Source organism: Bacillus sp. SN32 (assembly GCF_002837495.1).
Classification (GTDB): Bacteria; Bacillota; Bacilli; order Bacillales; family Bacillaceae; genus Bacillus; species Bacillus subtilis.
Map to the genome: position 1 here is coordinate 87299 of NZ_PJCT01000001.1, position 26174 is coordinate 113472.

28 protein-coding genes are annotated in these 26174 nt (G+C 44.4%); 14 read left to right on the forward strand and 14 right to left on the reverse strand.

Going from position 1 to position 26174, the window contains the following annotated elements:
* Positions 1-67: 67 nt before the first annotated feature.
* The 3 genes from CW370_RS00540 (at position 68) to srtN (ending at position 2252) form a co-directional block, all read left to right on the forward strand.
* A complete protein-coding gene (locus tag CW370_RS00540) occupies positions 68-175 on the forward strand; it encodes a YhdX family protein (RefSeq protein ID WP_009966908.1) in 108 nt (35 codons plus the stop codon).
* 148 nt (positions 176-323) lie between these two features.
* Entirely contained in the window at positions 324-1439 is a 1116-nt protein-coding gene (gene mscY, locus CW370_RS00545) for a small-conductance mechanosensitive channel protein MscY (protein WP_015383218.1), read from the forward strand.
* Between the two features lie 69 nt (positions 1440-1508).
* The gene (gene srtN / locus CW370_RS00550; RefSeq protein ID WP_024571683.1) at positions 1509-2252 is read left to right on the forward strand and encodes a sirtuin NAD-dependent deacetylase; all 744 of its coding nucleotides are present in this window, start codon (positions 1509-1511) and stop codon (positions 2250-2252) included.
* A gap of 23 nt (positions 2253-2275) precedes the next feature.
* On the opposite strand, the gene CW370_RS00555 is transcribed toward srtN, so the two are convergent.
* On the reverse strand, positions 2276-3124 hold the full coding sequence (locus CW370_RS00555) for a polysaccharide deacetylase family protein (protein WP_021479657.1): 849 nt from the start codon (positions 3122-3124) through the stop codon (positions 2276-2278).
* A gap of 284 nt (positions 3125-3408) precedes the next feature.
* Between CW370_RS00555 and dat the strand changes: the two genes are divergently transcribed.
* The gene (dat, locus tag CW370_RS00560; protein ID WP_024571682.1) at positions 3409-4257 is read left to right on the forward strand and encodes a D-amino-acid transaminase; all 849 of its coding nucleotides are present in this window, start codon (positions 3409-3411) and stop codon (positions 4255-4257) included.
* A gap of 42 nt (positions 4258-4299) precedes the next feature.
* Here the strand turns inward: dat and nhaC are convergent, their stop codons facing one another.
* Together nhaC and CW370_RS00570 are read right to left on the reverse strand one after the other, a co-directional pair.
* Positions 4300-5661, reverse strand: coding sequence for a Na+/H+ antiporter NhaC (gene nhaC, locus CW370_RS00565; protein WP_024571681.1), 1362 nt, complete (start codon positions 5659-5661; stop codon positions 4300-4302).
* 126 nt (positions 5662-5787) lie between these two features.
* Complete coding sequence (locus tag CW370_RS00570) at positions 5788-6288, reverse strand: universal stress protein (protein WP_015252456.1); 501 nt, start codon at positions 6286-6288, stop codon at positions 5788-5790.
* A gap of 163 nt (positions 6289-6451) precedes the next feature.
* Between CW370_RS00570 and CW370_RS00575 the strand changes: the two genes are divergently transcribed.
* The 3 genes from CW370_RS00575 to bmrD all read left to right on the forward strand — a co-directional run bounded on the left by CW370_RS00575 (position 6452) and on the right by bmrD (position 10508).
* On the forward strand, positions 6452-6613 hold the full coding sequence (locus CW370_RS00575; RefSeq protein ID WP_010886461.1) for a hypothetical protein: 162 nt from the start codon (positions 6452-6454) through the stop codon (positions 6611-6613).
* Positions 6614-6732: 119 nt separating this feature from the next.
* Positions 6733-8490 (forward strand): multidrug ABC transporter ATP-binding protein BmrC, encoded by a 1758-nt coding sequence (gene bmrC / locus CW370_RS00580; protein WP_017695382.1) that lies wholly within the window; start codon positions 6733-6735, stop codon positions 8488-8490.
* Positions 8487-10508 carry a multidrug resistance ABC transporter ATP-binding protein/permease BmrD gene (gene bmrD, locus CW370_RS00585; protein WP_024571680.1) on the forward strand — a complete coding sequence of 674 codons (2022 nt, stop codon included), beginning with the start codon at positions 8487-8489 and terminating at the stop codon, positions 10506-10508. Before bmrC ends, bmrD begins: the two co-directional genes overlap by 4 nt.
* Positions 10509-10557: 49 nt before the next feature.
* Here the strand turns inward: bmrD and CW370_RS00590 are convergent, their stop codons facing one another.
* The 6 genes from CW370_RS00590 to spaC form a co-directional block, all read right to left on the reverse strand.
* Positions 10558-11178, reverse strand: coding sequence for an SDR family oxidoreductase (locus CW370_RS00590; protein WP_024571679.1), 621 nt, complete (start codon positions 11176-11178; stop codon positions 10558-10560).
* Positions 11179-11216: 38 nt separating this feature from the next.
* Positions 11217-11342, reverse strand: coding sequence for a hypothetical protein (locus tag CW370_RS00595; protein WP_003245136.1), 126 nt, complete (start codon positions 11340-11342; stop codon positions 11217-11219).
* 104 nt (positions 11343-11446) lie between these two features.
* A complete protein-coding gene (gene sspB / locus CW370_RS00600; protein ID WP_003233287.1) occupies positions 11447-11650 on the reverse strand; it encodes a beta type acid-soluble spore protein SspB in 204 nt (67 codons plus the stop codon).
* A gap of 209 nt (positions 11651-11859) precedes the next feature.
* On the reverse strand, positions 11860-12078 hold the full coding sequence (locus CW370_RS00605) for a YheE family protein (protein ID WP_010886462.1): 219 nt from the start codon (positions 12076-12078) through the stop codon (positions 11860-11862).
* A 149-nt stretch (positions 12079-12227) separates the two neighbouring features.
* The gene (gene yheD / locus CW370_RS00610; RefSeq protein WP_024571678.1) at positions 12228-13589 is read right to left on the reverse strand and encodes a spore coat associated protein YheD; all 1362 of its coding nucleotides are present in this window, start codon (positions 13587-13589) and stop codon (positions 12228-12230) included.
* Complete coding sequence (spaC, locus tag CW370_RS00615) at positions 13579-14670, reverse strand: spore coat associated protein SpaC (RefSeq protein ID WP_003245845.1); 1092 nt, start codon at positions 14668-14670, stop codon at positions 13579-13581. Before spaC ends, yheD begins: the two co-directional genes overlap by 11 nt.
* A gap of 266 nt (positions 14671-14936) precedes the next feature.
* Here spaC and CW370_RS00620 point away from each other — a divergent pair, with 266 nt between their 5' ends.
* Positions 14937-16070 (forward strand): DUF445 domain-containing protein, encoded by a 1134-nt coding sequence (locus CW370_RS00620; protein ID WP_024571677.1) that lies wholly within the window; start codon positions 14937-14939, stop codon positions 16068-16070.
* A gap of 92 nt (positions 16071-16162) precedes the next feature.
* The gene (locus tag CW370_RS00625) at positions 16163-16516 is read left to right on the forward strand and encodes a YlbF family regulator (RefSeq protein ID WP_003224239.1); all 354 of its coding nucleotides are present in this window, start codon (positions 16163-16165) and stop codon (positions 16514-16516) included.
* A 43-nt stretch (positions 16517-16559) separates the two neighbouring features.
* On the opposite strand, the gene CW370_RS00630 is transcribed toward CW370_RS00625, so the two are convergent.
* Complete coding sequence (locus tag CW370_RS00630; RefSeq protein WP_024571676.1) at positions 16560-17633, reverse strand: DNA alkylation repair protein; 1074 nt, start codon at positions 17631-17633, stop codon at positions 16560-16562.
* 485 nt (positions 17634-18118) lie between these two features.
* Between CW370_RS00630 and CW370_RS00635 the strand changes: the two genes are divergently transcribed.
* Entirely contained in the window at positions 18119-18985 is an 867-nt protein-coding gene (locus CW370_RS00635) for a Cof-type HAD-IIB family hydrolase (RefSeq protein ID WP_003233277.1), read from the forward strand.
* 111 nt (positions 18986-19096) lie between these two features.
* Entirely contained in the window at positions 19097-20602 is a 1506-nt protein-coding gene (locus CW370_RS00640; protein WP_024571674.1) for a coproporphyrinogen III oxidase, read from the forward strand.
* A 17-nt stretch (positions 20603-20619) separates the two neighbouring features.
* On the opposite strand, the gene khtU is transcribed toward CW370_RS00640, so the two are convergent.
* The 3 genes from khtU to khtS all read right to left on the reverse strand — a co-directional run bounded on the left by khtU (position 20620) and on the right by khtS (position 22722).
* A complete protein-coding gene (gene khtU / locus CW370_RS00645) occupies positions 20620-21837 on the reverse strand; it encodes a K(+)/H(+) antiporter subunit KhtU (protein ID WP_003233272.1) in 1218 nt (405 codons plus the stop codon).
* Between the two features lie 6 nt (positions 21838-21843).
* Positions 21844-22341, reverse strand: a complete 498-nt coding sequence (gene khtT, locus CW370_RS00650) for a K(+)/H(+) antiporter subunit KhtT (RefSeq protein ID WP_003233269.1) — start codon at positions 22339-22341, stop codon at positions 21844-21846.
* A gap of 63 nt (positions 22342-22404) precedes the next feature.
* Complete coding sequence (khtS, locus tag CW370_RS00655) at positions 22405-22722, reverse strand: K(+)/H(+) antiporter modulator KhtS (RefSeq protein WP_015383234.1); 318 nt, start codon at positions 22720-22722, stop codon at positions 22405-22407.
* A 185-nt stretch (positions 22723-22907) separates the two neighbouring features.
* On the opposite strand from khtS, the gene CW370_RS00660 reads away from it, so the two are divergent.
* Positions 22908-23675, forward strand: a complete 768-nt coding sequence (locus CW370_RS00660) for an enoyl-CoA hydratase (protein ID WP_024571673.1) — start codon at positions 22908-22910, stop codon at positions 23673-23675.
* Between the two features lie 20 nt (positions 23676-23695).
* Here the strand turns inward: CW370_RS00660 and CW370_RS00665 are convergent, their stop codons facing one another.
* Positions 23696-23881 (reverse strand): YhzD family protein, encoded by a 186-nt coding sequence (locus CW370_RS00665; protein ID WP_015715596.1) that lies wholly within the window; start codon positions 23879-23881, stop codon positions 23696-23698.
* 126 nt (positions 23882-24007) lie between these two features.
* Here CW370_RS00665 and CW370_RS00670 point away from each other — a divergent pair, with 126 nt between their 5' ends.
* Together CW370_RS00670 and CW370_RS00675 are read left to right on the forward strand one after the other, a co-directional pair.
* Positions 24008-24904 (forward strand): ABC transporter ATP-binding protein, encoded by an 897-nt coding sequence (locus CW370_RS00670; protein WP_003233262.1) that lies wholly within the window; start codon positions 24008-24010, stop codon positions 24902-24904.
* Positions 24897-26156 carry an ABC transporter permease gene (locus CW370_RS00675; protein ID WP_024571672.1) on the forward strand — a complete coding sequence of 420 codons (1260 nt, stop codon included), beginning with the start codon at positions 24897-24899 and terminating at the stop codon, positions 26154-26156. The genes CW370_RS00670 and CW370_RS00675 overlap by 8 nt, the downstream gene beginning before the upstream one ends.
* The last annotated feature ends 18 nt before the right edge of the window (positions 26157-26174 follow it).

The window sequence follows — 26174 nt, forward strand, 5'->3', positions numbered from 1 at the left end:
ATTAGGTCTTTCGACATGTTCACAACAAAATATGATCCTTTATAATAGCAAAAAAGGAGGCGAGATCATGGGAAAAGGGAGAATCAGAGTGGAGGAAAGAATTAAAGCCGAAACGGATGCTGAAATGCAAAAAGCAACTCTCCTTGATCAGACACAAACGAAAAAAGGTAAGTGACTGTCCCTATTGAATCTGGCTGATAGATGAATCGAGAAATGACCCCGGCGTTTCGCCGGGGTTTTGTGCTGCAAAAGACATTTAAATGAACATCTTTACGAATATTTTAGTATAATAAACAATTGATTGGGATAGAGGGGAGACAGTCATGCCGGATTATCTGCAGCAGTATTTTACGCTTGATATCATCATTCAAATCGGCATCAGCTTGGCGATTTTGCTGGTGTTTCTTATACTTAGAAAATTATTCACAAGATATTTCTTTAACCTGCTTTTTAATTTGACAAACCGGCCGAAAACAGAAATTTTTAAACAGGTGGTTCTGGCGTTTGATAAGCCGGCCAGATGGTTTTTTGTTGCCCTTGGGCTGTTTTTAGCGATCCGGTATTCACCGTTTTTAGATGAGCAAATGCCGGTCATCAGCAAAATATACCGCTCACTGATTGTGGCGCTCTTGTGCTGGGGTCTTTGTAATTTGACCGCAACATCGTCGTTTATCTTCCATAAGGTGAATCAGCGCTTCGAGCTTGACATGGATGACATTCTGGCCCCGTTTTTATCCAAATTGCTCCGTTTTGTGATCATTGCGCTCAGTGTCAGTGTGATCGCTCAGGAATTCAATTATGATGTCAACGGATTTGTAGCGGGCCTAGGTCTTGGCGGGCTGGCTTTTGCGCTTGCCGCGAAGGATACCATCAGCAACTTCTTCGGCGGTATTATTATTATTACTGAAAAGCCGTTTACAATTGGTGACTGGGTGGAGACGTCAACAGTAACAGGATCAGTCGAGGATATTACCTTTAGGAGCACGAGATTCAGAACAGCACAGGGGGCGCTTGTAACGGTGCCGAACTCTACGCTGTCGATGGAAGCGATCACGAACTGGACAAGAATGACCAAACGCCAGATTACGTTTTCCATCCATGTGTCCTACGCTACGCCGATTGAGAACCTTGAACGCTCCATTCATTCTCTCAGAACAATGCTTTTAGAGCATGAGGGCGTTGATAATGAAACAATCATGGTCAACTTTGATACGTTTGCCGACAGCTACTACAATTTATTTTTTAACTTCTATACAAAAACGACAGTTTGGGCTGAAAACCTTAATATTAGAGAGGATATCAACTATAAAATTATTGAGATTTTAGGTGCAGAAGGTGTCCAGTTTGCATATCCCGGCCAAATGGTTGTTGTCAAGCAAAAGCACGAAAGCGACCCATTCCAGGTGAATCTAAATAAAGAGGAAAAGGAACGGGCTTAAAAGAGAGACTTCGTCTGACAGAGGCGGAGTCTTTTTCATGGTAAAATAAGAGAAAAAGGCGGTGTTGAGTTGGAAGCATTCAAAAATATTCTACATGAAGCACAGAGAATTGTTGTGCTGACAGGAGCGGGAATGAGCACAGAATCAGGGATTCCCGACTTTCGTTCAGCAGGGGGCATTTGGACGGAAGATGCCTCAAGAATGGAAGCGATGAGCCTTGATTATTTCTCAAGTCATCCGCGTCTGTTTTGGCCCAAATTCAAAGAATTGTTCCAGATGAAAATGAGCGGCAGCTTTGAACCGAATGAAGGACATTTGCTTTTAGCTGAGCTGGAGAAGCAAGGGAAGCAGGTCGATATTTTTACGCAAAACATTGACGGTCTTCATAAAAAAGCGGGGAACAGGCATGTATACGAACTGCATGGTTCTATCCAGACAGCAGCTTGTCCGGCATGCGGCGCCCGATATGATCTTCCCCATTTGCTGGAGCGGGAGGTGCCGGAGTGCACGGCGGCCGGAAACAATGGGGACATTTGCGGAACGGTATTAAAAACCGATGTTGTTCTCTTTGGCGACGCCGTCATGCACTTTGACACCCTTTATGAAAAGCTGGATCAAGCAGATCTTTTATTGGTTATCGGCACGTCTCTCGAAGTGGCTCCGGCTAGATTTGTGCCTGAGGATGCAAGCCTGATTCCCGGCATGAAGAAAGTCATCATAAACCTTGAACCAACGTATTGCGACAGCTTGTTTGACATGGTCATCCATCAAAAAATCGGCGAGTTTGCCCGAAGTTTGGGCATAAAAAAGTGAGCCGCCTTATGCGCCTCACTTTTTTATTCATGAACAGGAACCATTGTGTCCTCTAACACTCCGAAGGAATATCCTTTTTCTTTTAATTTATTGATTAGTACCGGCAGCGCATTTACGGTAGCGGGAAGATCATGCATGAGAATCACATTCGGGCGGCCTGAAGAGCTTTGTTCCATATTTTCAAGCTGCTCTAACACGGCCGTCACATACTTTGAATTTCGGTATTTCCAGTCCATGCTGTCAATCGTCCAATCCCAGTACACAAAACCGTCTTTCTCAAGATTGCGGATTTGTGAGGGGGTTAGTGACGGCTTGCTTCCGTAGGGCGTTCTGACAAGAGCGGTTTTATATCCTGTAATGTCCTGCAGCGTGTCACGCGCCTCCTGCATTTCTTTTAACGGAGATGTCGGTGATTGATAGAACAATCTGTTATTGTGGGTAACGCCATGTAAACCGAGTGCGTGGCCTTCCTTTTCTGCTCTTTTCACAGCTTGTTTGAATTCGTTCATCCGCGGTGACAGCATAAAAAACGTCGCTTTTACATCAGCGCTTTTCAGTACATCGAGCAAGCGATTTGTAAAGGCTGACGGGCCGTCATCGAAGGTTAAGTAAACCGTTTTATCTCCCATGTCCTGCTTTGTCTGCAGATGTTTTATCAGCAGATCGGGGGAGTCGTTTTTCAGCTTAAGGCTTTCCTTCTCATCTCGAAGCTGTCCGTTAGTTGTGACAGTGACTTCCTTTGCTTTCGTTGAACTGTTAGAATAACCCAAAATCACCATAAGCAAAAGCAGCACACATAAAACTGCTAAACTTGCAAATTTAAAAGCAAGCGAAACTGCAGAAGGAGAAGCTTCTCCTCTCGTTTGTCGCATAACAATCTCTCCATTGGCATAAAATCTCTACATAATGCTGTACAGCAGGCAGCTTATGAAGATGCCTTATGTTTACAACCTATGTATTACCAATCAAGTATACAGGAATAAAACTGGAAAGCACATAGAAAATTTGTCGAAATGTCAGATTTTAAGGAAAAAATAAACTCCTTTCCGCTATAGATCTCTTGATCTTTCTGTTTTTCAGCTTGTCCAATATGGTAGAATTAGTGACAATGACAGCTTGAATGACATCAGGGACATCTCGAAAAGGGAGGGCTTTTATGAAGGTTTTAGTCAATGGCCGGCTGATTGGGCGCAGTGAAGCATCAATCGATTTGGAAGATCGCGGTTATCAGTTTGGTGACGGCATCTATGAAGTGATCAGGGTGTACAAAGGAGTATTGTTCGGCTTACGTGAGCATGCAGAGCGTTTTTTCAGAAGTGCTGCTGAAATTGGAATTTCACTTCCATTCAGTATAGAAGATCTCGAGTGGGACCTGCAAAAGCTTGTACAGGAAAATGCGGTCAGTGAGGGAGCGGTATACATTCAGACAACAAGAGGTGTGGCCCCGCGAAAACACCAGTATGAAGCCGGGCTTGAGCCGCAGACTACTGCTTATACGTTTACGGTGAAAAAACCGGAGCAAGAGCAGGCATACGGAGTGGCGGCCATTACAGATGAGGATCTTCGCTGGCTAAGATGTGATATCAAAAGTCTGAATTTACTGTATAATGTCATGACGAAGCAAAAGGCCTATGAAGCGGGAGCATTTGAAGCCATTTTACTTAGAGACGGCGTTGTTACGGAGGGTACTTCCTCTAACGTTTATGCCGTTATCAACGGCACGGTGCGAACACATCCGGCTAACCGGCTCATTCTCAATGGAATTACACGGATGAATATTTTAGGACTGATTGAAAAGAATGGGATCAAACTGGATGAGACTCCTGTCAGTGAAGAAGAGTTGAAACAGGCGGAAGAGATCTTTATTTCGTCAACGACGGCAGAAATTATTCCGGTCGTGACGCTCGATGGACAATCGGTCGGAAGCGGGAAACCCGGACCGGTGACCAAACAGCTTCAGGCTGCTTTTCAAGAAAGCATTCACCAGGCTGCTAGCATTTCATAAATGAACGAAGAAAAGAGCCCGCTTTTTACAGCGGGGCTCTTTTTATTTTTTAACAAATCCAATCAAAATGGAGATCATCGGCGATATATAGAGGAAGAACGTAAACGGGATGTAGTCTATGACTGGAACACCAAGTGCGCTCGCCATAAATGCGCCGCTGACGCCCCAAGGAATCAATGGGTTAATTAATGTTCCGCCGTCCTCTAATGATCTTGTCAGAAATTTTCGCTGGATGTTTTGTTTGTCATATAAGGATTTAAATGATTGTCCCGGTATTAATATCGATAAATACTGTTCGCCGGTTGCCAAGTTGACGCCGATGCTTGAGCAGACAGTTGCTGCAACAAGACGGCCTTTTGAGCGGATGCCTTTCATGACGCCTTCCAATAGTGCAGAAATCAATCCGATTTTCTCCATCAATCCGCCGAGTGCAAAAGCAATCATAATGAGAGAGACAGAGCCCATCATGGATTGCAGTCCGCCTCTGTTGATAATTTTAGCGGCTGCCTCATTGTCAGTTTCGAAAGTTGTGCCATTTTGCAAAGCTGTCATAAACGCCTGCAGGCTGCTGTCGGGTACAAAAATAGCAGTCAAAATTCCCGAGGAAATAATTCCGGCAGTCAGAACGGGGATTACTGATACCCGTTTAATTGCCAGCAAAACGACTAAGAGCGGAGAAAGAAGGGCCCACGGTGTCACGTTTGCGGCATCTTTTATTCCGGTTATGACCTGCTGAATATTATCGGTTGAAGCAGCGTCCGCTGACACTGATGAACCGAGAAAGTAAAACAGAACGACAGTGATGAGCAAAGCTGGAATGGTTGTACCCATCATATGGCGAATGTGTTCAAAGATCGGTATTTCGCCTATTCCGGCTGCAAAGTTGGTTGTGTCCGACATCGGCGACATTTTATCCCCAAAACAAGCGCCGCATATGACTGCGCCTGCTGTCCATTCAAGCGGAACGCCGGCCGCGCTCGCCACGCCGATCAGCGCTACCCCGATTGTGCTAACAGTTGTCAGGCTTGAGCCAACAAGTGTGCTGATAATCATACATGAAAACAAAGCAGTCAACAGAAGATGGCTTGGTTCAATAAAGGATAGGGCATAAACTGTCACAGTCGGTATGGCGCCACTGTACATCCAGGCGCCGATTAAGATGCCGATCAGCGCTAGAACGATAATCGGCTGTACGCCGTTTTTGATCCCGTCTACAATCCCTTTTTCAATGCTCTTCCAGGGAAATCCAAACCATAAAGCTGCTGCTGAAAGCATGACAACACTTAAAAACAGCGGGATATGAGGTTCTACATGAAGCAAGAATAAGCAAGAAATAATAATGCATAACATGAATATAAATAAACCGACGGCTAACGGAAACGTCAGCTTTTTTTGAGAATCCAAAATAACACCCCATATTTATCTTTAATGCTTTTGTGCTTTTGGGCACGAAAGCATTATAACAGAAAAAAACGAAAATCTATGTTTTTTCACAATTATGAATATAAAAGAAGTGAGCACAGGGCGTGCTCACTTTACAATCAGGACGGGTATATCCGATTTCGCTGAAAGCTTTTCACTTACACTTCCGAATATTAGCTTTTTCAGCCTGTTTTGGTCTCTGCTTCCGGTTACGATCATATCGGCAGAAATGCGGTTTGCATGCTCGATAATTGATTCAGCCGGATCGCCTTCTAATATATCGATATCTCCATCTGCCTGCTGTTCATTCAGCATCATTCTGGCTTCGGCGATGACTTCTTCCGTACGGTCTTCATAGATCATTGGCTCAGGTGATGTTACATCCGATATCAGCGGATCAGGAACACTTGTCATGCCTCCGCTGATATAGCTTGCCTCAGCTGCGGGTCTGGGCGGGTCGATGACGGTCTGATTGTCTTTCATATCATGTGAATGGGCGACGGTAATAGCGGCATTTACGGTTTTAGCAAGATCAATGGCTGTCTGAAGCGCTTTCTTACTATTTTCACTTCCGTCAAACGCAACGATGATACGGTCAGCATGGAACATCCTTCTCACCCTTTCAAAGCGTCTTACAACACTACTACCCGAATTTGAGCACAATTAACCTTTTCCTATTCAAGTAATGATTGACAATAAAAGGTTTTGTTTATATGATGATAAAAAGATGAAATCAGAATGGAAGGAGGGTTTGCTATGCCAAGGAATTTGCATGTTTATCAAACAGTTTCATATTGGCGCGGCAAACCTTTTGTTCTGTTTTCGTGAACGGTTTTTTAGGTCGGACCGCGCGCTGAAAAGCGCTGTGCGTAACATATCGGTTAAAAAAGGCATGGAGCTGACGCTTCATGCCTTTTTTATATACAAAATCTAAGGAAAGACAGGTGTATGGGATGTGAAGACAAATACAGAGGCGAGGGCTGTTCGTGCCAAACTGGATGAAAAAAGCTGCAAGGAAAAAATTGAAGGCGGCTGATGAGGAGATGGGGATAGATGTTTTCAGTTTTGAAAAAGCTTGGCTGGTTTTTTAAGGCGTACTGGCTGCGCTATACGATTGCGATTGTCCTTTTATTAGCAGTCAATGTCATTGAAATGTTTCCGCCTAAGCTCTTGGGGAACGCCATAGATGATATGAAAGCAGGGGCGTTTACTGCGGAAGGACTGCTGTTTTATATCGGTATCTTTTTTGTGCTGACGGCGGCCGTGTATATCATGTCTTATTTTTGGATGCATCAGCTGTTTGGCGGAGCGAATCTGATGGAGAAAATTCTTCGTACGAAGCTGATGGGGCATTTGCTGACTATGTCGCCGCCGTTTTATGAAAAAAACCGGACAGGCGATTTAATGGCACGAGGGACAAATGATCTTCAGGCCGTCAGTTTAACGACAGGGTTTGGCATCTTGACGTTAGTCGATTCTACGATGTTTATGATGACGATCTTTTTGACGATGGGGTTTTTGATCAGCTGGAAGCTGACCTTCGCCGCCATTATCCCGCTTCCAGTCATGGCGATTGCAATCAGTCTATATGGAAGTAAAATTCATGAGCGGTTTACTGAGGCCCAAAACGCGTTCGGGGCGCTGAATGACAGAGTGCTGGAATCTGTTTCAGGCGTGCGGGTGATTCGCGCGTATGTTCAGGAAACAAACGATGTTCGCCGGTTTAATGAAATGACCGCTGATGTTTATCAGAAAAATATGAAAGTGGCTTTTATTGATTCACTGTTTGAGCCGACGGTGAAACTGCTTGTCGGCGCAAGCTATCTGATTGGGCTCGGCTACGGAGCGTTTCTTGTATTCCGGAACGAGCTGACGCTTGGAGAGTTAGTGTCCTTTAACGTTTATCTCGGCATGATGATTTGGCCGATGTTTGCAATCGGTGAACTCATTAACGTGATGCAGCGCGGCAATGCGTCATTAGACCGGGTAAATGAAACTCTTTCTTATGAAACGGATGTGACAGATCCAAAACAGCCCGCTGATCTTAAAGAGCCTGGAGATATCGTTTTCAGTCATGTCAGCTTTACATATCCAAGCTCAACAAGTGACAATCTTCAGGATATTTCATTTACGGTGCGAAAAGGGCAGACTGTCGGGATTGCAGGTAAAACCGGGAGCGGAAAAACGACAATTATTAAGCAGCTTTTGCGCCAGTACCCTCCAGGTGAAGGGAGCATTACATTTTCAGGCGTACCGATTCAGCAAATCCCTCTTGACCGGCTCCGCGGGTGGATCGGATATGTGCCGCAGGATCATTTACTGTTTTCACGGACTGTAAAAGAAAATATTTTATACGGAAAACAGGATGCAACTGATAAAGAGGTTCAGCAAGCGATTGCCGAAGCACATTTTGAAAAAGATTTGCACATGCTTCCGTCCGGTCTGGAGACAATGGTCGGTGAAAAAGGCGTGGCACTGTCAGGCGGGCAGAAACAAAGAATTTCGATTGCGAGAGCACTCATGGCGAATCCGGAAATCTTGATCCTGGATGATTCGCTTTCCGCTGTAGATGCCAAAACAGAGGCTGCAATTATCAAGAACATCAGAGAAAACCGCAAAGGAAAAACGACATTTATTTTGACGCACCGATTATCCGCGGTAGAGCACGCTGACCTGATCCTTGTGATGGACGGCGGCGTCATTGCTGAGAGTGGCACGCATCAAGAACTGCTGGCCAATAATGGGTGGTACCGGGAACAATATGAAAGACAGCAGCTGTTCACTGCGGAAGAAGGGGGAGCAGGGGCATGAAAATAGGAAAAACGTTATGGAGATACGCACTTCTTTATCGAAAATTGCTGATTACAGCCGTCCTTTTGCTAGCTGTTGCCGTTGGTGCAGAACTGACTGGGCCCTTTATTGGCAAAAAAATGATAGACGACCATATCCTCGGCATTGAGAAAACATGGTATGAAGCTGCGGAAAAAGATAAAAATGCCGTTCAGTTTCACGGCGTCTCATATGTCAGAGAGGACCGATTGCAGGAGCCTGTTTCAAAAGCAAAAGAAGCGCATATTTATCAAGTGGGAATGGCGTTCTATTTTGTTGATCAGGCTGTCAGCTTCGACGGGAATAGAACGGTTTCTGACGGGAAGCTGACGATCACAAACGGAGACAAGAGCCGGGCATATGCTGCCGAAAAGCTGACTAAGCAGGAACTTTTCCAGTTCTATCAGCCGGAAATAAAGGGAATGGTGTTACTGATCTGCCTGTATGGGGGCTTGCTTGTGTTTTCGGTATTCTTTCAATACGGACAGCATTATCTGCTGCAGATGAGCGCCAATCGGATTATTCAAAAGATGAGGCAGGACGTGTTTTCGCACATACAGAGTATGCCGATTCGCTATTTTGACAACCTTCCGGCCGGAAAAGTCGTTGCGCGGATTACCAATGATACGGAGGCTATCAGGGATTTATATGTCACAGTGCTTTCAACATTTGTGACAAGCGGAATCTATATGTTCGGGATATTCACGGCTTTGTTTCTGCTTGATGTGAAGCTTGCGTTTGTATGTCTGGCAATTGTGCCGATTATCTGGCTGTGGTCGGTCATATACCGGAGATATGCGTCATATTACAACCAAAAAATCCGCTCGATAAACAGTGACATTAACGCAAAAATGAATGAGTCAATTCAAGGCATGACCATTATTCAGGCTTTCCGCCATCAAAAGGAAACAATGAGAGAATTTGAGGAATTAAATGAATCACATTTTTATTTCCAAAACAGGATGCTGAATTTAAACTCCTTAATGTCCCATAATCTGGTCAATGTCATCCGCAATCTTGCATTCGTCTGTTTGATCTGGCATTTTGGCGGTGCGAGCCTGAATGCGGCCGGGATTGTTTCTATCGGTGTGCTGTACGCGTTTGTCGATTATTTGAACCGGTTATTTCAGCCGATCACAGGCATCGTCAATCAGTTTTCAAAGCTGGAGCTTGCAAGGGTCTCCGCCGGGCGTGTTTTTGAACTGCTTGAAGAAAAGAATACGGAAGAAGCGGGTGAACCGGCGAAGGAGCGCGCGCTGGGGCGGGTTGAATTTCGTGATGTGTCATTTGCGTATCAAGAAGGTGAAGAGGTATTAAAGCATATTTCCTTTACTGCGCAAAAAGGCGAAACCGTAGCGCTCGTCGGCCATACCGGATCAGGAAAAAGCTCGATTTTGAATCTTCTGTTTCGTTTTTATGATGCGCAAAAAGGGGATATTCTGATTGATGGAAAAAGCATTTACAACATGTCAAGACAGGAACTCAGATCCCATATGGGCATTGTGCTTCAGGACCCGTACTTATTCTCGGGTACAATCGGATCTAACGTAAGACTGGATGACGAAAGAATGACTGAAGAAGAAATAAAAAATGCACTGCGGCAAGTCGGTGCTGAGCCTCTTCTTAAGAAGCTTCCGAAGGGCATTAATGAGCCCGTGATTGAAAAAGGCAGCACGCTATCCTCTGGAGAGCGGCAGTTAATTTCTTTTGCTAGAGCTTTGGCGTTTGATCCCGCGATCTTGATTTTAGATGAGGCAACGGCGCATATTGATACAGAGACAGAGGCCGTAATCCAGAAAGCGCTTGATGTCGTCAAACAAGGACGCACCACCTTCGTCATCGCTCACCGGCTTTCAACAATCAGAAATGCTGATCAGATTTTGGTTCTTGATAAAGGAGAAATTGTTGAGAAAGGGAACCACGAGGAATTGATGGCATTAGAAGGCCAATATTATCAAATGTATGAACTGCAAAAGGGACAGAAACATTCCATTGCATAATGCTCAAAAAACCCAAAACAATTGTGTTTTGGGTTTTTGGTTTATGTAGTCAATAAGCCAGTCCGACACGGTATCCGACATACTCACCTGTAACGAGCTCACGATATAAAAAGTCCGCAGTATCGCCGACCGAAATGCTTGTGCCGCCCTCAGGCAAAACGTTACGCTCCGTACGATAAACGCCGGTTGCTGTTCCGTCCGGGAGGTAAGTGGGGCAGATGATTGTCCAGTCTAATGATGATTCTTTAAGCATTTCGTATACTTTTGCATGCTCCTTGGCTGCGCGGGTCTGCTTTCGTTTCGATTCATTTGTTTCAAACCGGTATTTTCCCGGTTCATATCGGGAATCTAGGATCCCTGCGGTGCCGATCGTAATAAGCCGTTTGATATGCTGTTCCTCCATAGTGGAGAGAATGTGTGCCATAGCAGTTGACAAGGTATCATCACCATCTGTGCCTAGACAGCTGATCACGATTTCAGCATTTTCCATTATTTTTTTCACATCTTCTAAGCGGCGGGCGTTCCCCATGACGGTTCTGTCTTTTGAAAGGGGAAGATCAGCATGTTGAGATCTGGTCAGAGCGAAAATATCAAATCTTTCATCTGCTGCAGCTTGTGTTAAAAAGGCTTGTCCGACGCGGCCGCTGGCTCCTAATAAAGCGATTTTCATCAAAAAACCTCCTCGCCTTTTATTATAAAAGGATGTTTTCAGTTTGAACAGCGCGGGAAAGAATACCTGTACAAATAAACAGAACGATGGGAAACATATTCATGAATCATAGATACACTTACGAACTGAACCAGCTCCCAATTCACAATGGTGATGAATGACACCCCGATTCCCTCCCTTTTTTTCTAGGATATGTGGAGCAGGAAAAAAGGGTGTCAAAATAAAGAGAGCGCGGAAACCGCGCCCTCTATAGCCATATATTGAATTGTTATTGAACTCTGCCGCCCATTTGCTGCTGAGCGAAAGATACTAAACGTTTTGTGATTTCTCCTCCGACAGAACCGTTAGCGCGAGAAGTTGTGTCCGCTCCAAGGTTAACGCCGAATTCAGAAGCGATTTCAAGTTTCATTTGATCGATAGCCTGAGCTGCGCCAGGAACTAGTAAGTCATTTGAAGAGTTTTGGTTAGCCATGTGTAAAATCTCCTTTTTTGTTTAGTATGGTTGGGTTAACTGGAGTTGCACCAATCTGTGAACCCTTCTCGGGTGTCACTGCCGCCTCGGCGTAACCCAATGCTTTGCCGGCTTGTTACTACGTATTATGTTAAAATGTCCGGAAACTCATGCGGAGAATTGTGTGGTAAATCTTGAGAAAGAAAAAAAGCTTAGCCGTTTAGGCTAAGCTAGTCATAAATATGAAAAAGCATCAGTTCATGTATCTCGTTTGTAAGAGCAGGCTCGTCAGCGCGGGCGGGAAACAAGTCTCCCCATTCAATCTCACCGCTCTTATGATAGATGCCTTCATAATGGGTCCCTTTATAATAAAATGAAATTTTCCATCCGGGCAGCTTTTCTTTTGGGAACAAAGGTTTCCAGCTGAAATGAGAAATCATTACGGCCACGCTCCTTACATTTGGTATCAATTGACCTGAATATAAACGGCTTATGTTCATTGTATCATTGTTCCAGAACATCATTGAAGAGGCCTTAATATGCAGTTTGTCCCAGCCTTGGATAAAGATAAGCCCGCTTTATTAAAAAAGCGGACAGGTTACGAAGGCCACAATGCTTCAGGAGATATGATTGCCTTCTCAGATAAATATGACGCGTATTCAAAGCTTCTTCGTTTTGTAAGAGAATCAACATGATGCAAATTTGGATGAGAAAAAATGCTTCGGCCCGGGCGCGAATTCGCTTCAAACATCCATACTTTACCGTTCTGATCAATGCCAAAATCGAAACCGATCTCCCCGATAAACCCCTCGATATGATCATGAAGGACATGGCTTGCCGTCAGTGCCGCTGCAGAAAGCTTTTTAATGACCTCAACTCTTTCAGCGGGATCATCGTACACTTCCGCAAGTGTCTTTACAGTGCCGCCGTTAGAAAGATGTGTTGTAATGCTGTTCTTTCCGGAAATTTTTACGGCGATTGCTGTCACTGTCCATTTTCCTTTTCTGTTTTTATTGGTATGGACACGGAAATCCGCTGGTTTGCCTTGAAATTCGATGAGATCAACACCTTGCTGAATGAGAAAGTCGGACGGGTTGTGCTGTTTTTGAAATTCTGCAAGGAATGAGGCGGCATCGGAATAATCAATCGAAGTAAATGTTTTGGCGTCATTCGTATGCTTTACCGTCAGGCCGCCATCTGTTCTTGTCAGCTGATAAATGCCGGTGCCGAGTGCTCCATTTGCCGGTTTGATATAGACTTTTTTGTATGCGCCACAGAGCTCATCAATCAGCTCCACAGACGGTGTCAGCTCGGATCTAGGCAAAAAGGGTGCCGTTCTCGGATCTTTTTCGAGCAATTGATGAACGTTCCATTTATTGAAAAACGTTTTATTAAACCATGGGATCTGATATTCATCGATCAGCCTCTTTTTTGTATGTTGCAAGAGAAGTGAATCTTCAATTTTTCGGTTCGGCAAACGGTCATAAACGACGTTCGGCAATGGAACTATTTTTTTCTCCCAGCCGTTTTCCCTGTAAAGGAGGCCTTCAATCGTGCCTTCCTCCCAATTGATTTGGTGCGCGCCAAAAACGAAGCAGTAGCCCCCGGCTTGCTCGTGTAACGTGACAAGTTTAGAAAAAAAGAGGGAACGATCCTTAAATGGACGTTCAAGAGATACAGTAAACCCTGCCGTAAAGATGCCGACTAACGGCCCGATATGCACTGTATGATCATGAATCAGTATATCAGCCCTGCTTCGGTGGGGAAGCAAAAGCTCATGAAACAGATTTTCAGAGAGAAGCACGGTTTGTTCCAGATGCCGTCTGTAAGCAACGTGGCATCTGACAACCTTCGTTCCGAATGCGGCATGCAAAAGTCCGTCTTGCTTCAGCGAAGAGGGCAGAAACAGGGTGTTTTCACTGGTTTTGTCTATGCCGATCAAAAACCGTTTAGGATTCACGCGGAAGAACTCCTTTCTGGCTTTGCTCAGAAAACAGATATTGGCAGCGCTTTAGGGGACAAGTGTACAGCTGTTCTTTTTGCTCGGGAGAGACACGCAGGATTGACTTCCTGCCTGGTTTGGAATTGATATCTAAAATCCAAATTCTCCCGTCCTTTGCAAGACATATATCAAGACCGAGTTCAAACAACGGCCCATAGCGCTCGTCAAGATAATACGGAACCGATTGGGTAATCGAAAACACATCATCTAGTAAAACCACTTGCTGTTTTTTCGGTATATCTTCAAACCAGGAGTCAAATGTCAGCGCATCAGATCCGCCTGACAAATTGGCGAGCAACCCGTGTTTGTATCCGCGTCTTACTGCCTTTCCGACTGTATTCCATTCACCTGCTTCGTTTTTTTCCATAAACAGGCGAATATCACAAGGGTATTGTTCCTTATCTTGAATGTTTAAGTAAGGCTGAAGCAAATATTGATGCTGAAGCACTTTTTTGCACCATGTCTTAAAAGAAGTCTGGTTGGAAAACGTTTTTGTCTGCTTATCCTTTCCGATGTGATAAGTAGCTGTGATGTTTTTTTTGCCCAGCTTCAAAAGAATCACGCCTCTGCCTCCCGCGCCGAATGCCGGTTTAAGGATGCAGGCTTTTTCTTTGGATAAAAAGGAGTGAATTTGTTCGTAGCGGCTCACCTTTATCGTTTCGGGAATATAGGGATTGATTACAGAGTGCTGCTGCAAATCGTGAAGGACGGTCCACTTATCGGGAAGACCCCGCCCGATAAATTCCGTTTTCGGATATTTTTTGAGCCACTCAACGATTGGTTTTGCTTTTTGGGAATGTGAATCCTTGCCGTAAAAACAGCGATCATAAATATAATCTGGAATCGCCATTTCAGTTTCGTTCCATGTGCTGCTGGCCGAATGATAGACCGATGCTTTGACACGCAAAGTGTCAGGTGAAATATCAAATGGTGTAAACCGGATGAAACGTATGCCGAATTCGGGTGCTCTTTTGGCCAGTTCTGCGGAATAATCCGCTTCATGCTGGCGGGATAAGGACATAAAACCGAGTGTTATCATGGTGAGACTCCCCCTTTTATTCAAAAGCTGCCGGCGAGTGTCCGCAGCTTTACGCTAAATACATGTAAGACGAACGCAGCTGACGGTATTCTACTTTACAGAATACGATTCTCCACCTTGCCCTATTCCAAAAGAACAAGCTGATTTTCTAAGAACAGGAATTTGTCTCCTCGTTTGCTAAGTGATTGCATGAGCCTCTATAATACGTATAGGTACATAATCTATATGAAAAAAGCTGAAGCACAGATGGAGGAAGATGAATAGGAATGGGTATTGCAGGAACCTTTATTTTTATGATCGTGATCGGCGCTGCCATTGGAGCGGTGACCAATCATTTAGCAATTCAAATGCTGTTTAGGCCGTATAAAGCGTACTATTTGTTTGGGAAACGAGTTCCTTTTACGCCCGGGCTGATTCCAAGACGGCGAGATGAACTTGCAAAACAAATGGGACTGATGGTAGTCAATCATCTCTTAACCCCTGAAGGCATTAAAAAGCGGCTCGTCTCTGATGCAGCCAAAACGCAGGCTCTTCGAGCGGGGGAACAGCTGATTCAAAAGCTGTCACTTTCTGAAGTGACAGTAAAAGAAGCGCTTGAAAAAGCCGGGATGAAGCGCCCCGAAAAAGCTGCTGATGCATGGATCAGCAGCTGGACGGATGATAAGCTGAATGAGCTTTTCCGCCAATACGGGGACCAATCGTTAAAAGAGCTGGTGCCTATAGAGGTGCAGGAAAAGCTTGAGGAAAAAATTCCGATGATTTCAGGATATATATTGTCACGGAGTGTCCGTTATTTTGAAAGTGATGAAGGAAAAATCCGTCTTGGCAATATGATTGATGACTTTTTAAAAGAGCGCGGCATGCTTGGAAGCATGGTGCAAATGTTTCTTGGCAATTCAAGCCTTGCGGATCGCGTGCTGCCGGAGCTGCTGAAATTCTTGCGGAATGAGGAAACAAATAAATTGCTTTCTGATCTCTTAAAAAACGAATGGGGCAAGCTGAGGGAGTATACGTTTAATGAAGCAGACGAAAAATGGAATGCAAAGGCGCTCATTTTCAGTTTGAAACGAAGAATGCTGCAAGCATTTTCGACTGCCCCTTTCTTCAACAATACGATTGGCACGCTTACCGTCCGCTATGAATCTGAGCTGACCCAGCAAATGCTGCCGGCACTATTAGACAAATTGCTTGAAGGGATTTCGTCCAACCTTGAAAGTGTCTTAAAACGGTTGCGTCTTGAGGAAATTGTCAAGGAGCAGGTGGATCAGTTCCCGGTGGAGCGTCTTGAAGAAATGGTGCTGTCCATTTCAAAAAAAGAATTTAAAATGATTACCTATTTGGGGGGCCTTCTCGGCGGAATTATAGGCGCGATTCAAGCACTGTTTGTCATCCTTTTTTAAGAAGAAATGGTTTTTGATTAATGAAAGGAGCTCCATAGTCTGTTATAGTGGAGTGGTATGTCAAACGGCAATGATGAAAGGAGCTATTTACAATGGCTGTTAATTTTTATGATGTAGCGTATGATCTGGAAAATGCATTACGCGGGAGCGAAGAGTTCACCCGTTTAAAAAACCTTTACGACGAAGTTAACGCAGATGAATCAGCGAAGCGCATGTTCGAAAACTTCCGTGATGTACAGCTTAGACTCCAGCAAAAACAAATGGCAGGAGAAGAGATTACACAAGAAGAAGTGACGCAGGCTCAAAAAACAGTAGCGCTTGTACAGCAGCACGAAAAAATTTCTCAGCTGATGGAAGCGGAGCAGCGCATGAGCATGCTGATTGGTGAATTGAACAAAATCATTATGAAGCCTTTGGAAGAGCTTTACGGCAGTGTTGAAGGCTAATCAGCAAAATCCCTTCTTGGATAAGAAGGGATTTTTTATTCATTCAGCAAACTTGGAAATCCAATGAATCTTTTACCTCTCCATTGATGATCACTGATAATGTATGAATACCTTTGTAATGCTTTCTGGTGGTTAAATCCTTAAAGGATTGGATTCTTGTGTATAACTTTGTTTCGTTTTTTCGTATATTTGTTTCAGTTATTTTAAATACTTTCTGATGACGCTGGCCTCTTGTTTTTACAAAATCAATTGCGTACTCAATTCTTACTTTTTGATCCCTGTCTGAATGAATATAGAAAGAAAATTCAAGGCTTTCGCCAATAACTATACGTTTGGGCTGACATGTTAAATCATGTAGTTGTATCGAATCAGCATTTTCATAACCAAAAAGCGCTAAGGCCTGTTTATCACCCTTTTTTAATAAGGTCCGATAGGCGTGTTTGATAATCCAGTCTGTATGGGGATGTGTTCCGTACCATTGATCTGCGACTTTTCTCAGTAAATGAGGATGCGTTTTTGATATATCATTAAGGTTGTTGGCCACGCTTTTCCTTACATATAAGGACTCGTCCTGCATCAGCTTCTCAAGGATCGGCAATACGGGGGAAGGGTCCGATTTCAAAGCCGGTATCGATTTTCCCCATGGCAGGCGGGGCCTGCTGCCTTCGCTCGCAAGTCTTCTCACGTGTTCATTTTTATGCTCAGACCATGCAAGCAATTGTGCAAACATCTTTTCTTGATCTAACAGCAAAAAAGGCCTTACAGCAAATTCTGAGGTCGAATATTGCGTAAAGTATTCCAATGCCTTTATTGATTCTTCCCAATGCGCTAACCCGTACTGTTCCACATAATCTGGAAATAAAATTCCGCTGAGTCCTTTAAAATGAGGTGCTGTATCCCGTAAAATTGCGAGCGCTTCAACGTATTGTTTTGGCAAAGTTTCGTATAAAGAAACTGTCACGCGGCGCATCCGCTCTTTTAAAGTGAGTTCAGGCCAGTCCTCCAGCCGTAATGTATCCAAGAATCTGTTTTTGTTAAAATCAGGATAGGATGACCTTACATGATGGATCAACTGAGATATCAGTTCTTCATTATATATTTCTTTTAAATCAGCCATATAAACACCGCTTTTTCGTTTATTATTTATATTGTATGGGAATGTACGTTCTGGACCAAGTGTATGGTCCTAAAAATTAACAACTGATCCTACCACGGATATACAAAAGTTGGTTACTTTTTTTAGTTAAAAAAACCCTTGTCATCGGTAAGGAAAACTGAGATAATAGCATTGAAAGCGCCTACACTTACCTATTTCAAATGGATACGGTCGCATATCATGCCGTTATATAGAGGGGATAAGCAACAGAGAGTAAGTGTTCGGAGCGCATCATTGGTCAAACAAGGGGTTCCTGATACATGATTTTTCGTAAATCGAAATAACGATATTAGGGAGAATGGCTGCTTCGATCGTATCCTATCAACAAGCCATACATAAAGTCTGCTGAGCCAGGCTTTTTTTGCTTTAAGAAAAGGTTGTTCTAAACACAGAGACAGGGTCATATCCTATACACAAGTACAGTCATCAAGGAGGGGGACATCTCTGTGTCAAAACAATTGCTTGCCTTAAATATAGATGGAGCGCTGCTTCGGTCGAACGGGAAGATTCATCAGGCAACGAAAGACGCGATTGAATATGTAAAGAAAAAAGGGATTTACGTCACACTCGTGACCAACCGTCATTTTCGTTCAGCACAGAAAATTGCGAAATCGCTAAAGCTTGATGCCAAGCTGATCACCCATAGCGGGGCATATATCGCTGAGAAAATTGACGCCCCGTTTTTTGAAAAAAGAATTTCTGATGATCATACCTTTAACATTGTTCAAGTGCTGGAGAGCTATCAATGTAATATTCGGCTTCTTCACGAAAAGTATTCCATCGGAAACAAGAAAAAGGTGAATTCAAATTTATTGGGGAAAGCACTCATTCATCCGTCTGACCCGATCTTTTATCCAGTCCAGTTCGTTGAATCATTAAGCGATCTCCTCATGGATGAGCCGGTGAGTGCACCCGTCATCGAGGTGTATACGGAGCACGACATTCAGCATGACATTACAGAAACAATTACAAAAGCCTTCCCTGCGGTGGACGTGATTCGCGTAAACGATGAGAAGCTGAATATCGTCCCGAAAGGTGTCTCGAAGGAAGCGGGTTTGGCCCTCGTCGCTTCAGAGCTGGGCCTGAGTATGGATGATGTCGTGGCCATTGGGCATCAGTATGACGATCTGCCGATGATCGAACTTGCCGGTCTTGGGGTAGCGATGGGGAATGCCGTTCCGGAAATTAAGAGAAAGGCAGATTGGGTTACAAGGTCCAATGACGAGCAAGGTGTCGCTTATATGATGAAGGAATATTTCCGAATGCAGCAGCGAAAAGGATTTCTTGATAAGTTCCACATGAAACGTGTGTAAAAAAGCCGCTCGCGCCCTGACAGGTGCGGCGGCTTTTTTGCCGGATTGATTTTAGCAGTTTATTTCTGTACACTAAAGAAAGTTTTGAATCTGATAAATTAGGTGATGAAATTGCAAATTAAAATAGAAGGCATACATGATGACCGCCTGCATCGGCCTCTTCAAAATATTGCAAATTTATTTTATGAAGAGTGCGAGCTTGCGTATGGCGGAGAGGAGCCCGCAGATTTTGTCATTTCTTTAGCGTTGTCACAAACGGATGAGCATGTGACGGTTTCGGGAGAAGTGAAAGGAACTGGCATAAAGGAACAGCATACAAAATTCTTTTCTCCCGGCATGAATGAAAAAGAAGCTTTTAAGCAAGTGAAAAACACAATTTCTTATGTGTATCTCAATCTTCTTCAGGCGTATACGGGCATTACGCAGAAGTGGGGAATCCTCACAGGAATCCGGCCCACAAAGCTGCTTCATAAAAAACTGCAAAACGGAATGTCCAAGGAGCAAGCGCATGCTGAGTTGAAAAAAGACTATTTAATTCATGATGAAAAAATCATGCTAATGCAGGAAATTGTTGACCGTCAGCTGGCGGCAGTTCCGGATTTGTACCGAGTAAAGGATGAAGTCAGCATTTATATCGGCATTCCGTTCTGCCCGACAAAATGCGCGTATTGCACATTCCCTGCGTACGCCATCCAAGGACAGGCAGGCAGAGTCGGCTCATTCCTATGGGGACTGCATTACGAAATGCAGAAAATCGGTGAATGGCTGAAGGAGCATGATGTTAAGGTTACAACCATTTACTTTGGCGGCGGGACACCGACAAGCATTACAGCGGAGGAGATGGATCTGCTGTATGAAGAAATGGTCCGCTCCTTCCCGGATGTGAAAAACATTCGTGAGATTACGGTGGAGGCCGGTCGTCCTGACACGATTACAGAAGAAAAACTCGCCGTTTTAAACAAATATGACATTGATCGGATCAGCATCAATCCGCAATCCTATGAAAACGAAACGCTAAAGGCGATCGGGCGGCACCATACGGTTGAAGAGACCATTGAGAAATATCATCTGTCACGCCAGCACGGCATGAATAATATCAACATGGACTTGATTATTGGTTTGCCTGGGGAAGGCGTGAAGGAGTTCAGGCACAGTCTTTCAGAAACAGAAAAACTGATGCCGGAATCCCTTACCGTTCATACTCTTTCATTTAAACGGGCGTCAGAAATGACGAGAAACAAGCATAAGTACAAAGTTGCCGGCAGGGAAGAGGTTTCTCAAATGATGGAAGACGCGGTAGCCTGGACGAAAGAGCATGGGTACGTGCCTTATTATTTATACCGCCAGAAAAACATTCTTGGAAACCTTGAAAACGTCGGATACTCTTTGCCGGGACAAGAAAGCATCTACAACATTATGATTATGGAAGAGGTGCAGACGATTATCGGCATCGGCTGCGGCGCTGCTAGTAAATTTATTGATCGGGATACAGGGAAAATTACGCATTTTGCGAATCCGAAAGATCCGAAATCGTACAATGAGCGCTTCGAGCACTACACGGACGAAAAAATCAAATATTTAGAGCAGATTTTTGAAAAAACGACAAAGCAGCACTGATTACAGTGCTGCTTTTTTTATCCCTGTTTTTTTGCGGGCTGAACCTCAGGCTTCCATTTAAATACCTTGTTCAGCAAGCGGTAAATTCGTTTTGATTCCTTTGTGACAAGCGGTCCCAAAATCGCCAGAATGAGGACATATAATGCGGCAAACGGCTTTAATGTGGCCGACAGTCCGCCGGCTATTCCGAGATTCGCAACGATAATCGAAAATTCTCCCCGCGATACGATCGTCAGCCCGATATTCGATGAAGCCTTATGAGAAAGCCCTGCGCGTCGTCCTGCCACCATTCCGGCGATAAAATTTCCCAGAATGGTCAAAATCACTGCACCCAACGCAAGCCAAACCGCTTCACCAAGCGAAAACGGATCGATACTGAGGCCGAAGCTGAAAAAGAACATCGCACCGAAGAAGTCGCGAAACGGAACAACGAGGTGTTCAATCCTATCGGAATGCTCTGTTTCTGAAAAGACCAAACCGAGCAGCAGCGCGCCGATTGCTTCTGCTACATGAATCGTCTCGGAAAACCCGGCGATAAAAAAGAGTGCTGCGAAAATGACGATAATAAACACTTCGTTTGAGCGAATGTCCAACAGTTTGTTCAACAGCGGCGGGAGTTTTCTTGCTGCGATAAAAAACAGCAGCATATAACCGAAGGCGATCAAAATGGACAAGAGTGCACTCCCTACGGATGTCGCATCACCTAGTATAAGGCCGGAAACAACGGACAGATATACGGCAAGGAAAATATCTTCAAACATGATGATGCCGAGAATCAATTCGGTTTCCGGGTTGGCGGTTCTTTTTAAATCAACGAGCACTTTTGCGACAATCGCACTTGACGAGATTGTGATGACTCCTGCGAGGATGAGGACTTCCAGAAAGGAAAATCCGGTGATAAACCCGTAAAGCAGTCCGAGGCTGAAGTTAATCAAAATATAAATCGTCCCGCCGACCGCGATTGATTTTCCTGATTTGATTAACTTCCCGACAGAGAATTCGAGTCCGAGATAGAAGAGGAGGAACAGTACGCCCATTCGCCCGAAAAACTCGATGATTTCACTGCTTTGAATAAATGTTAGATCAATAATCCCCATTTTCGGCGCGTGCGGTCCAACAAGCATTCCCAGCACAATCAGAAACGGAATAATCGAAAATTTAATTTTATTGGCGATCACACTGGCGATTGCTACAAGGACAAGTGCAGTTCCGACTTCAAATACAAGATGGTCCATCGGGGCTCACACGCCCTCTCCAGAAAGAAAATCGTGAATCAGTTTCTTCAGATGCTTTCTCTCACCTGAGAGGACAAGGGTGTCATTTTCTTCAATAATCGAATCGGCTCCGGGATTTAGGAGCTTTTCCTGGTTGTGTTTGATAATGGCAATCACAGTGACATCGTAATTCTGGCGGACATCAAGCTCTCCGAGTGTGCGCCCGATCGATTTGGCGCCTTTTTCGACCTTAAACCATTCAATAATAAGATCGCTGAAGGCCATTTCGATGGACTCCAGAGCTTGCGGTTTATAGACCATGCCCCCGAGAATAGCTGCAATTTGCCTTGCTTCAGAATCATCCAATGAAATATTTGAAAGAAGCTCATCCGGGTCCCGGTCATTAAACCGGTAAATTTCCCTTCTTCCGTCATCATGAATGATAATCGTCATTTTTTCGTGGCTTCTTGTTTCGATTTCAAACTTTTTGCCGATGCCCGGCAGATCGTTTTCTTTAATATTCAATGAAAATCCCTCCGAATGTAGTGTTGGCAGTATGGGGTGAGTTACAAATAAAACTTGAGCAAATTATATTCGGAGGTAATTAGACTGGTATTTGACAGGGACGGCCCAAGCCTTTTCCAGCCTGTTTATCAGCGGTTCGTCAAGTGGTTTGACAGAGAGCTGCCTGACAGACTGTGCCAGCGGGCTGTACTCTTTGATCAGCTCAGCCGGGTGCATGCTGCCCGGCGACGGGGTTTTTGCCGATTGTGTTTCCTGCGGATATGAGGACATAGGCACATAGCTGTCAGTGCTTGCTTCAAACTGGGAAGGCAGAACCACGTCCGAAGGGGGAAAGTACACCATAAATAAACTTAACAGAAAACTGATCAGCAATTTATCCATGTTCCTTTCCTCCCTTCTCGTCAAGATATCCCTTCTTTTTCACTATATAAAACTTTATGTTTCCATTCAAACAATATGCATTTTTCAGTATCTATTGACCTTGAAAAATAAAAAGGTTTATTTGAGGATGGCGAGGAATGTATAGGAGAAAGAAAAAAGCAAGCGCATACATGGAGGTGCTTCATATGGAGTTTGTTCAATATGCATGTAATGGGGCCGTTGCAGAGATTATCCTGAATCGGCCTGATGCCCATCACGCCCTGAATGAACAGATGCTGTCTGAATTGAAGGAGGCAGTCGAAATGGCGGCTGCAAGCGAGGCGCTCATCGTTCTCCTGAGAGGAAGCGGGAAAGGCTTTTCGGCCGGCGGTGATATCAGGATGATGACATCAGAGCATGACTCTGATCAATTTAAACGGCTGATGGATACGATTGAGGCTGTCACCCTGAATTTATATCAGATGAAGAAAGTGACAATTGCAGCCATTCATGGCGCTGCTGCGGGACTGGGCCTGAGTTTGGCGCTTTGTGCGGACATTGTGCTCGCTGAAAAAAACGCCGTTCTCGCGATGAATTTTATCGGCATTGGGCTTGTTCCGGACGGCGGAGGACATTATTTGCTGAAGAAAAGAATCGGTGAAGCAAAAGCGAAAAAACTGATTTGGAGCGGAAAAAAACTATCTGCCTCGGAAGCTGCCGATATGGGGCTTCTTGATGGGACATTTGCCGGAGACCCTGCCGAAGGCGCAAGACCCATTATCGAAACCTTGTTGGCCTCCCCTCTTTTGGCGATGATCGAAACGAAAGCTATTTTTCAAAGCCTCCAGATTGAAGAACTGAAAAAAGTGCTATCCCTTGAGCGCAGCGCCCAAGAGAGAATGAGAATGACCAAGGATCACCAAGAAGGAATCCGTGCCTTTTTAGAAAAACGGGAGCCGAAGTTTCAAGCGTAACAGATCAGCCGGAAAGCTGATCATCTGTGAAACAAAATCAGCTTTCCGGCTGCATTGACTAAACGATGAGTATGACTATGAAGCTCTTTTTCTTTTAAGAGGGCTTCACCATGCGTTTTTGCCGCTTCTTCATGTTCTGCCTCGAATCGCTCGTTTACCAGCGTGTTCCCCGAAGGATCAAATACGGTAAGGAAATAATCAGCCATCAGGTTTCTCCTCCATTTTAAGGTTTATCAGTCTTTCTTCATTTATATTCTAAAAAGGAAATCAAAATCCTTTATTATGCTTTATCCAAAATTAGTATATAATGGGTCAGGGAAGGAGGAGATTCAGTGCTTACAATTGATCACGTAACGAAGACATTTGGAGATTATAAAGCCGTTGACGGATTGGACTTAGATATTCCGGAACAGCAAATGTTCGGTTTATTAGGCGCAAACGGAGCGGGAAAAACAACGACGTTTCGCATGATCCTAGGATTATTAAGCATTACGGAGGGCTCAATCAGCTGGAAGGGCCGTCCTGTGAATTATCATATCAGCAACAAAATCGGTTATTTGCCGGAAGAGCGGGGCCTTTATCCGAAAATGAAGGTAAGGGATCAGCTCGTCTATCTTGCCAGATTAAAAGGGATGGAGAAGCGGGAGGCTGTAAAAGAGCTCGGGACATGGCTTGAACGCTTCAATATTACAGATTACGAGAATAAGAAGGTGGAAGAGCTTTCAAAGGGGAATCAGCAGAAAATCCAATTCATTTCGGCAGTTTTGCATAAGCCGGAGCTGCTTATTCTTGATGAACCTTTCAGCGGCCTGGACCCTGTCAATGTTGAGCTGCTAAAAGAGGCTGTGATCTCGCTGAAAAACAGCGGCGTTTCTATTTTATTTTCAAGCCATCGGATGGAACATGTGGAGGAGCTTTGTGAGAACCTTTGCATATTGCAGAAAGGAAAACCGGTTGTACAAGGCAAGCTGAAGGAGATCAAGCGTTCTTTCGGTAAAAAGAATGTTACCATTCACTCCGATGACGATCTGCGCTTTTTGCAGTCCCATGAAGGCATTCTTCAATGGAAGGAAACGGCAGACGGCGTCAAGCTGCAGATTGCCAATGAAGACATTTCTCAAGAGATTTTTGCTATGCTCCAAGGAAAAGGGTTTATCAGAAAGTTTGAGCTTGAAGAGCCGTCACTGCATGATATTTTTATAGAAAAGGTGGGGGCCGTCTATGAATAAATTTTGGATCATGCTTTCTCATACATACAAAAATAAGATTATGGCAAAATCCTTTATTATTTCGACTGTCATCACGGTGCTGCTTGTTTTAGTTGTAACGAATCTGGAGTCGATCATTTCTTTGTTTCAAGGTGACGATGCGAAAGAAAAAATCGCCATTGTTGATGAAACAAACGAATTATATCCGGTTTTTTCTAAGCAGCTGAAAGCGGTGGATACAGACGGCGATCTTGATGTGAAGCTGTCGAAGCAATCGGAGGATGAGGTCACAAAGCAAGTCAAAGATGAATCACTCGATGGCATGCTCATCATCAAACGAGATGAAAAAGGGACCATTTCAGGAACATATAAAGCGTTAACGATTTCTGATGAAAGCACGTATCAAACGCTGCAGCAGGCGCTGACGCAAACCAAAACAGCTGTCGGAACAGCGGAGCTCGGCGTGTCGCAGGAAACGATTAGCAGCCTTTATGCGCCTGTTACTGTGGGGCAGAAGGCGCTGAAAGAAGGGGCAAAGTCTGAGGAAGAGCTTGGCCAGACGGTAGGGCTTGTTTACATTATGCTGTTCGTCATTTATTTCTCGGTGATTATGTATGCCAGCATGATAGCGATGGAGGTCGCAACCGAAAAATCTTCGCGAGTTATGGAAATCCTGATCTCAAGTATGCCGCCGATCCAGCAAATGTTTGCAAAGCTGCTTGGTATCGGGCTTGTCGGGATCACACAGCTTGCTATTATTATAGGAGCAGGCTCTCTGTCGCTTAAGCTGAACCAAAAGAGCGAAACGGCTTCATCTGTCGGCGGGTTCCTTAATTTGACCGACGTATCTGCAACTACTGTCATCTATGCTGTCATTTTCTTTTTGCTCGGATACTTTTTGTACGCGACACTTGCCGCGTTTCTCGGCAGTGTCGTCAGCAGAATAGAGGACGTGCAGCAAACGATCACGCCGATGACGCTTTTGGTTGTCGCCGGTTTTATGATCGCGATGTTCGGTTTGAATGCGCCTGACGCAGGATTTATTACGGTAACTTCGTTTATTCCGTTCTTTACGCCAATGATTATGTTCCTGCGCGTCGGCATGCTTGATATTCCGTTCTGGCAGGCGGCTGTCGGAATCGGAATCACACTGCTCACCATTGTCATACTGGCCGTTATCGGCGCCAGAATTTATAAAGGCGGTGTATTAATTTACGGCAATTCAAGCGCGTTCAAAGCGATCAAACAAGCGCTTCGTTTAGCGAAAAACTGATTGGAAAACAGCCTGGGG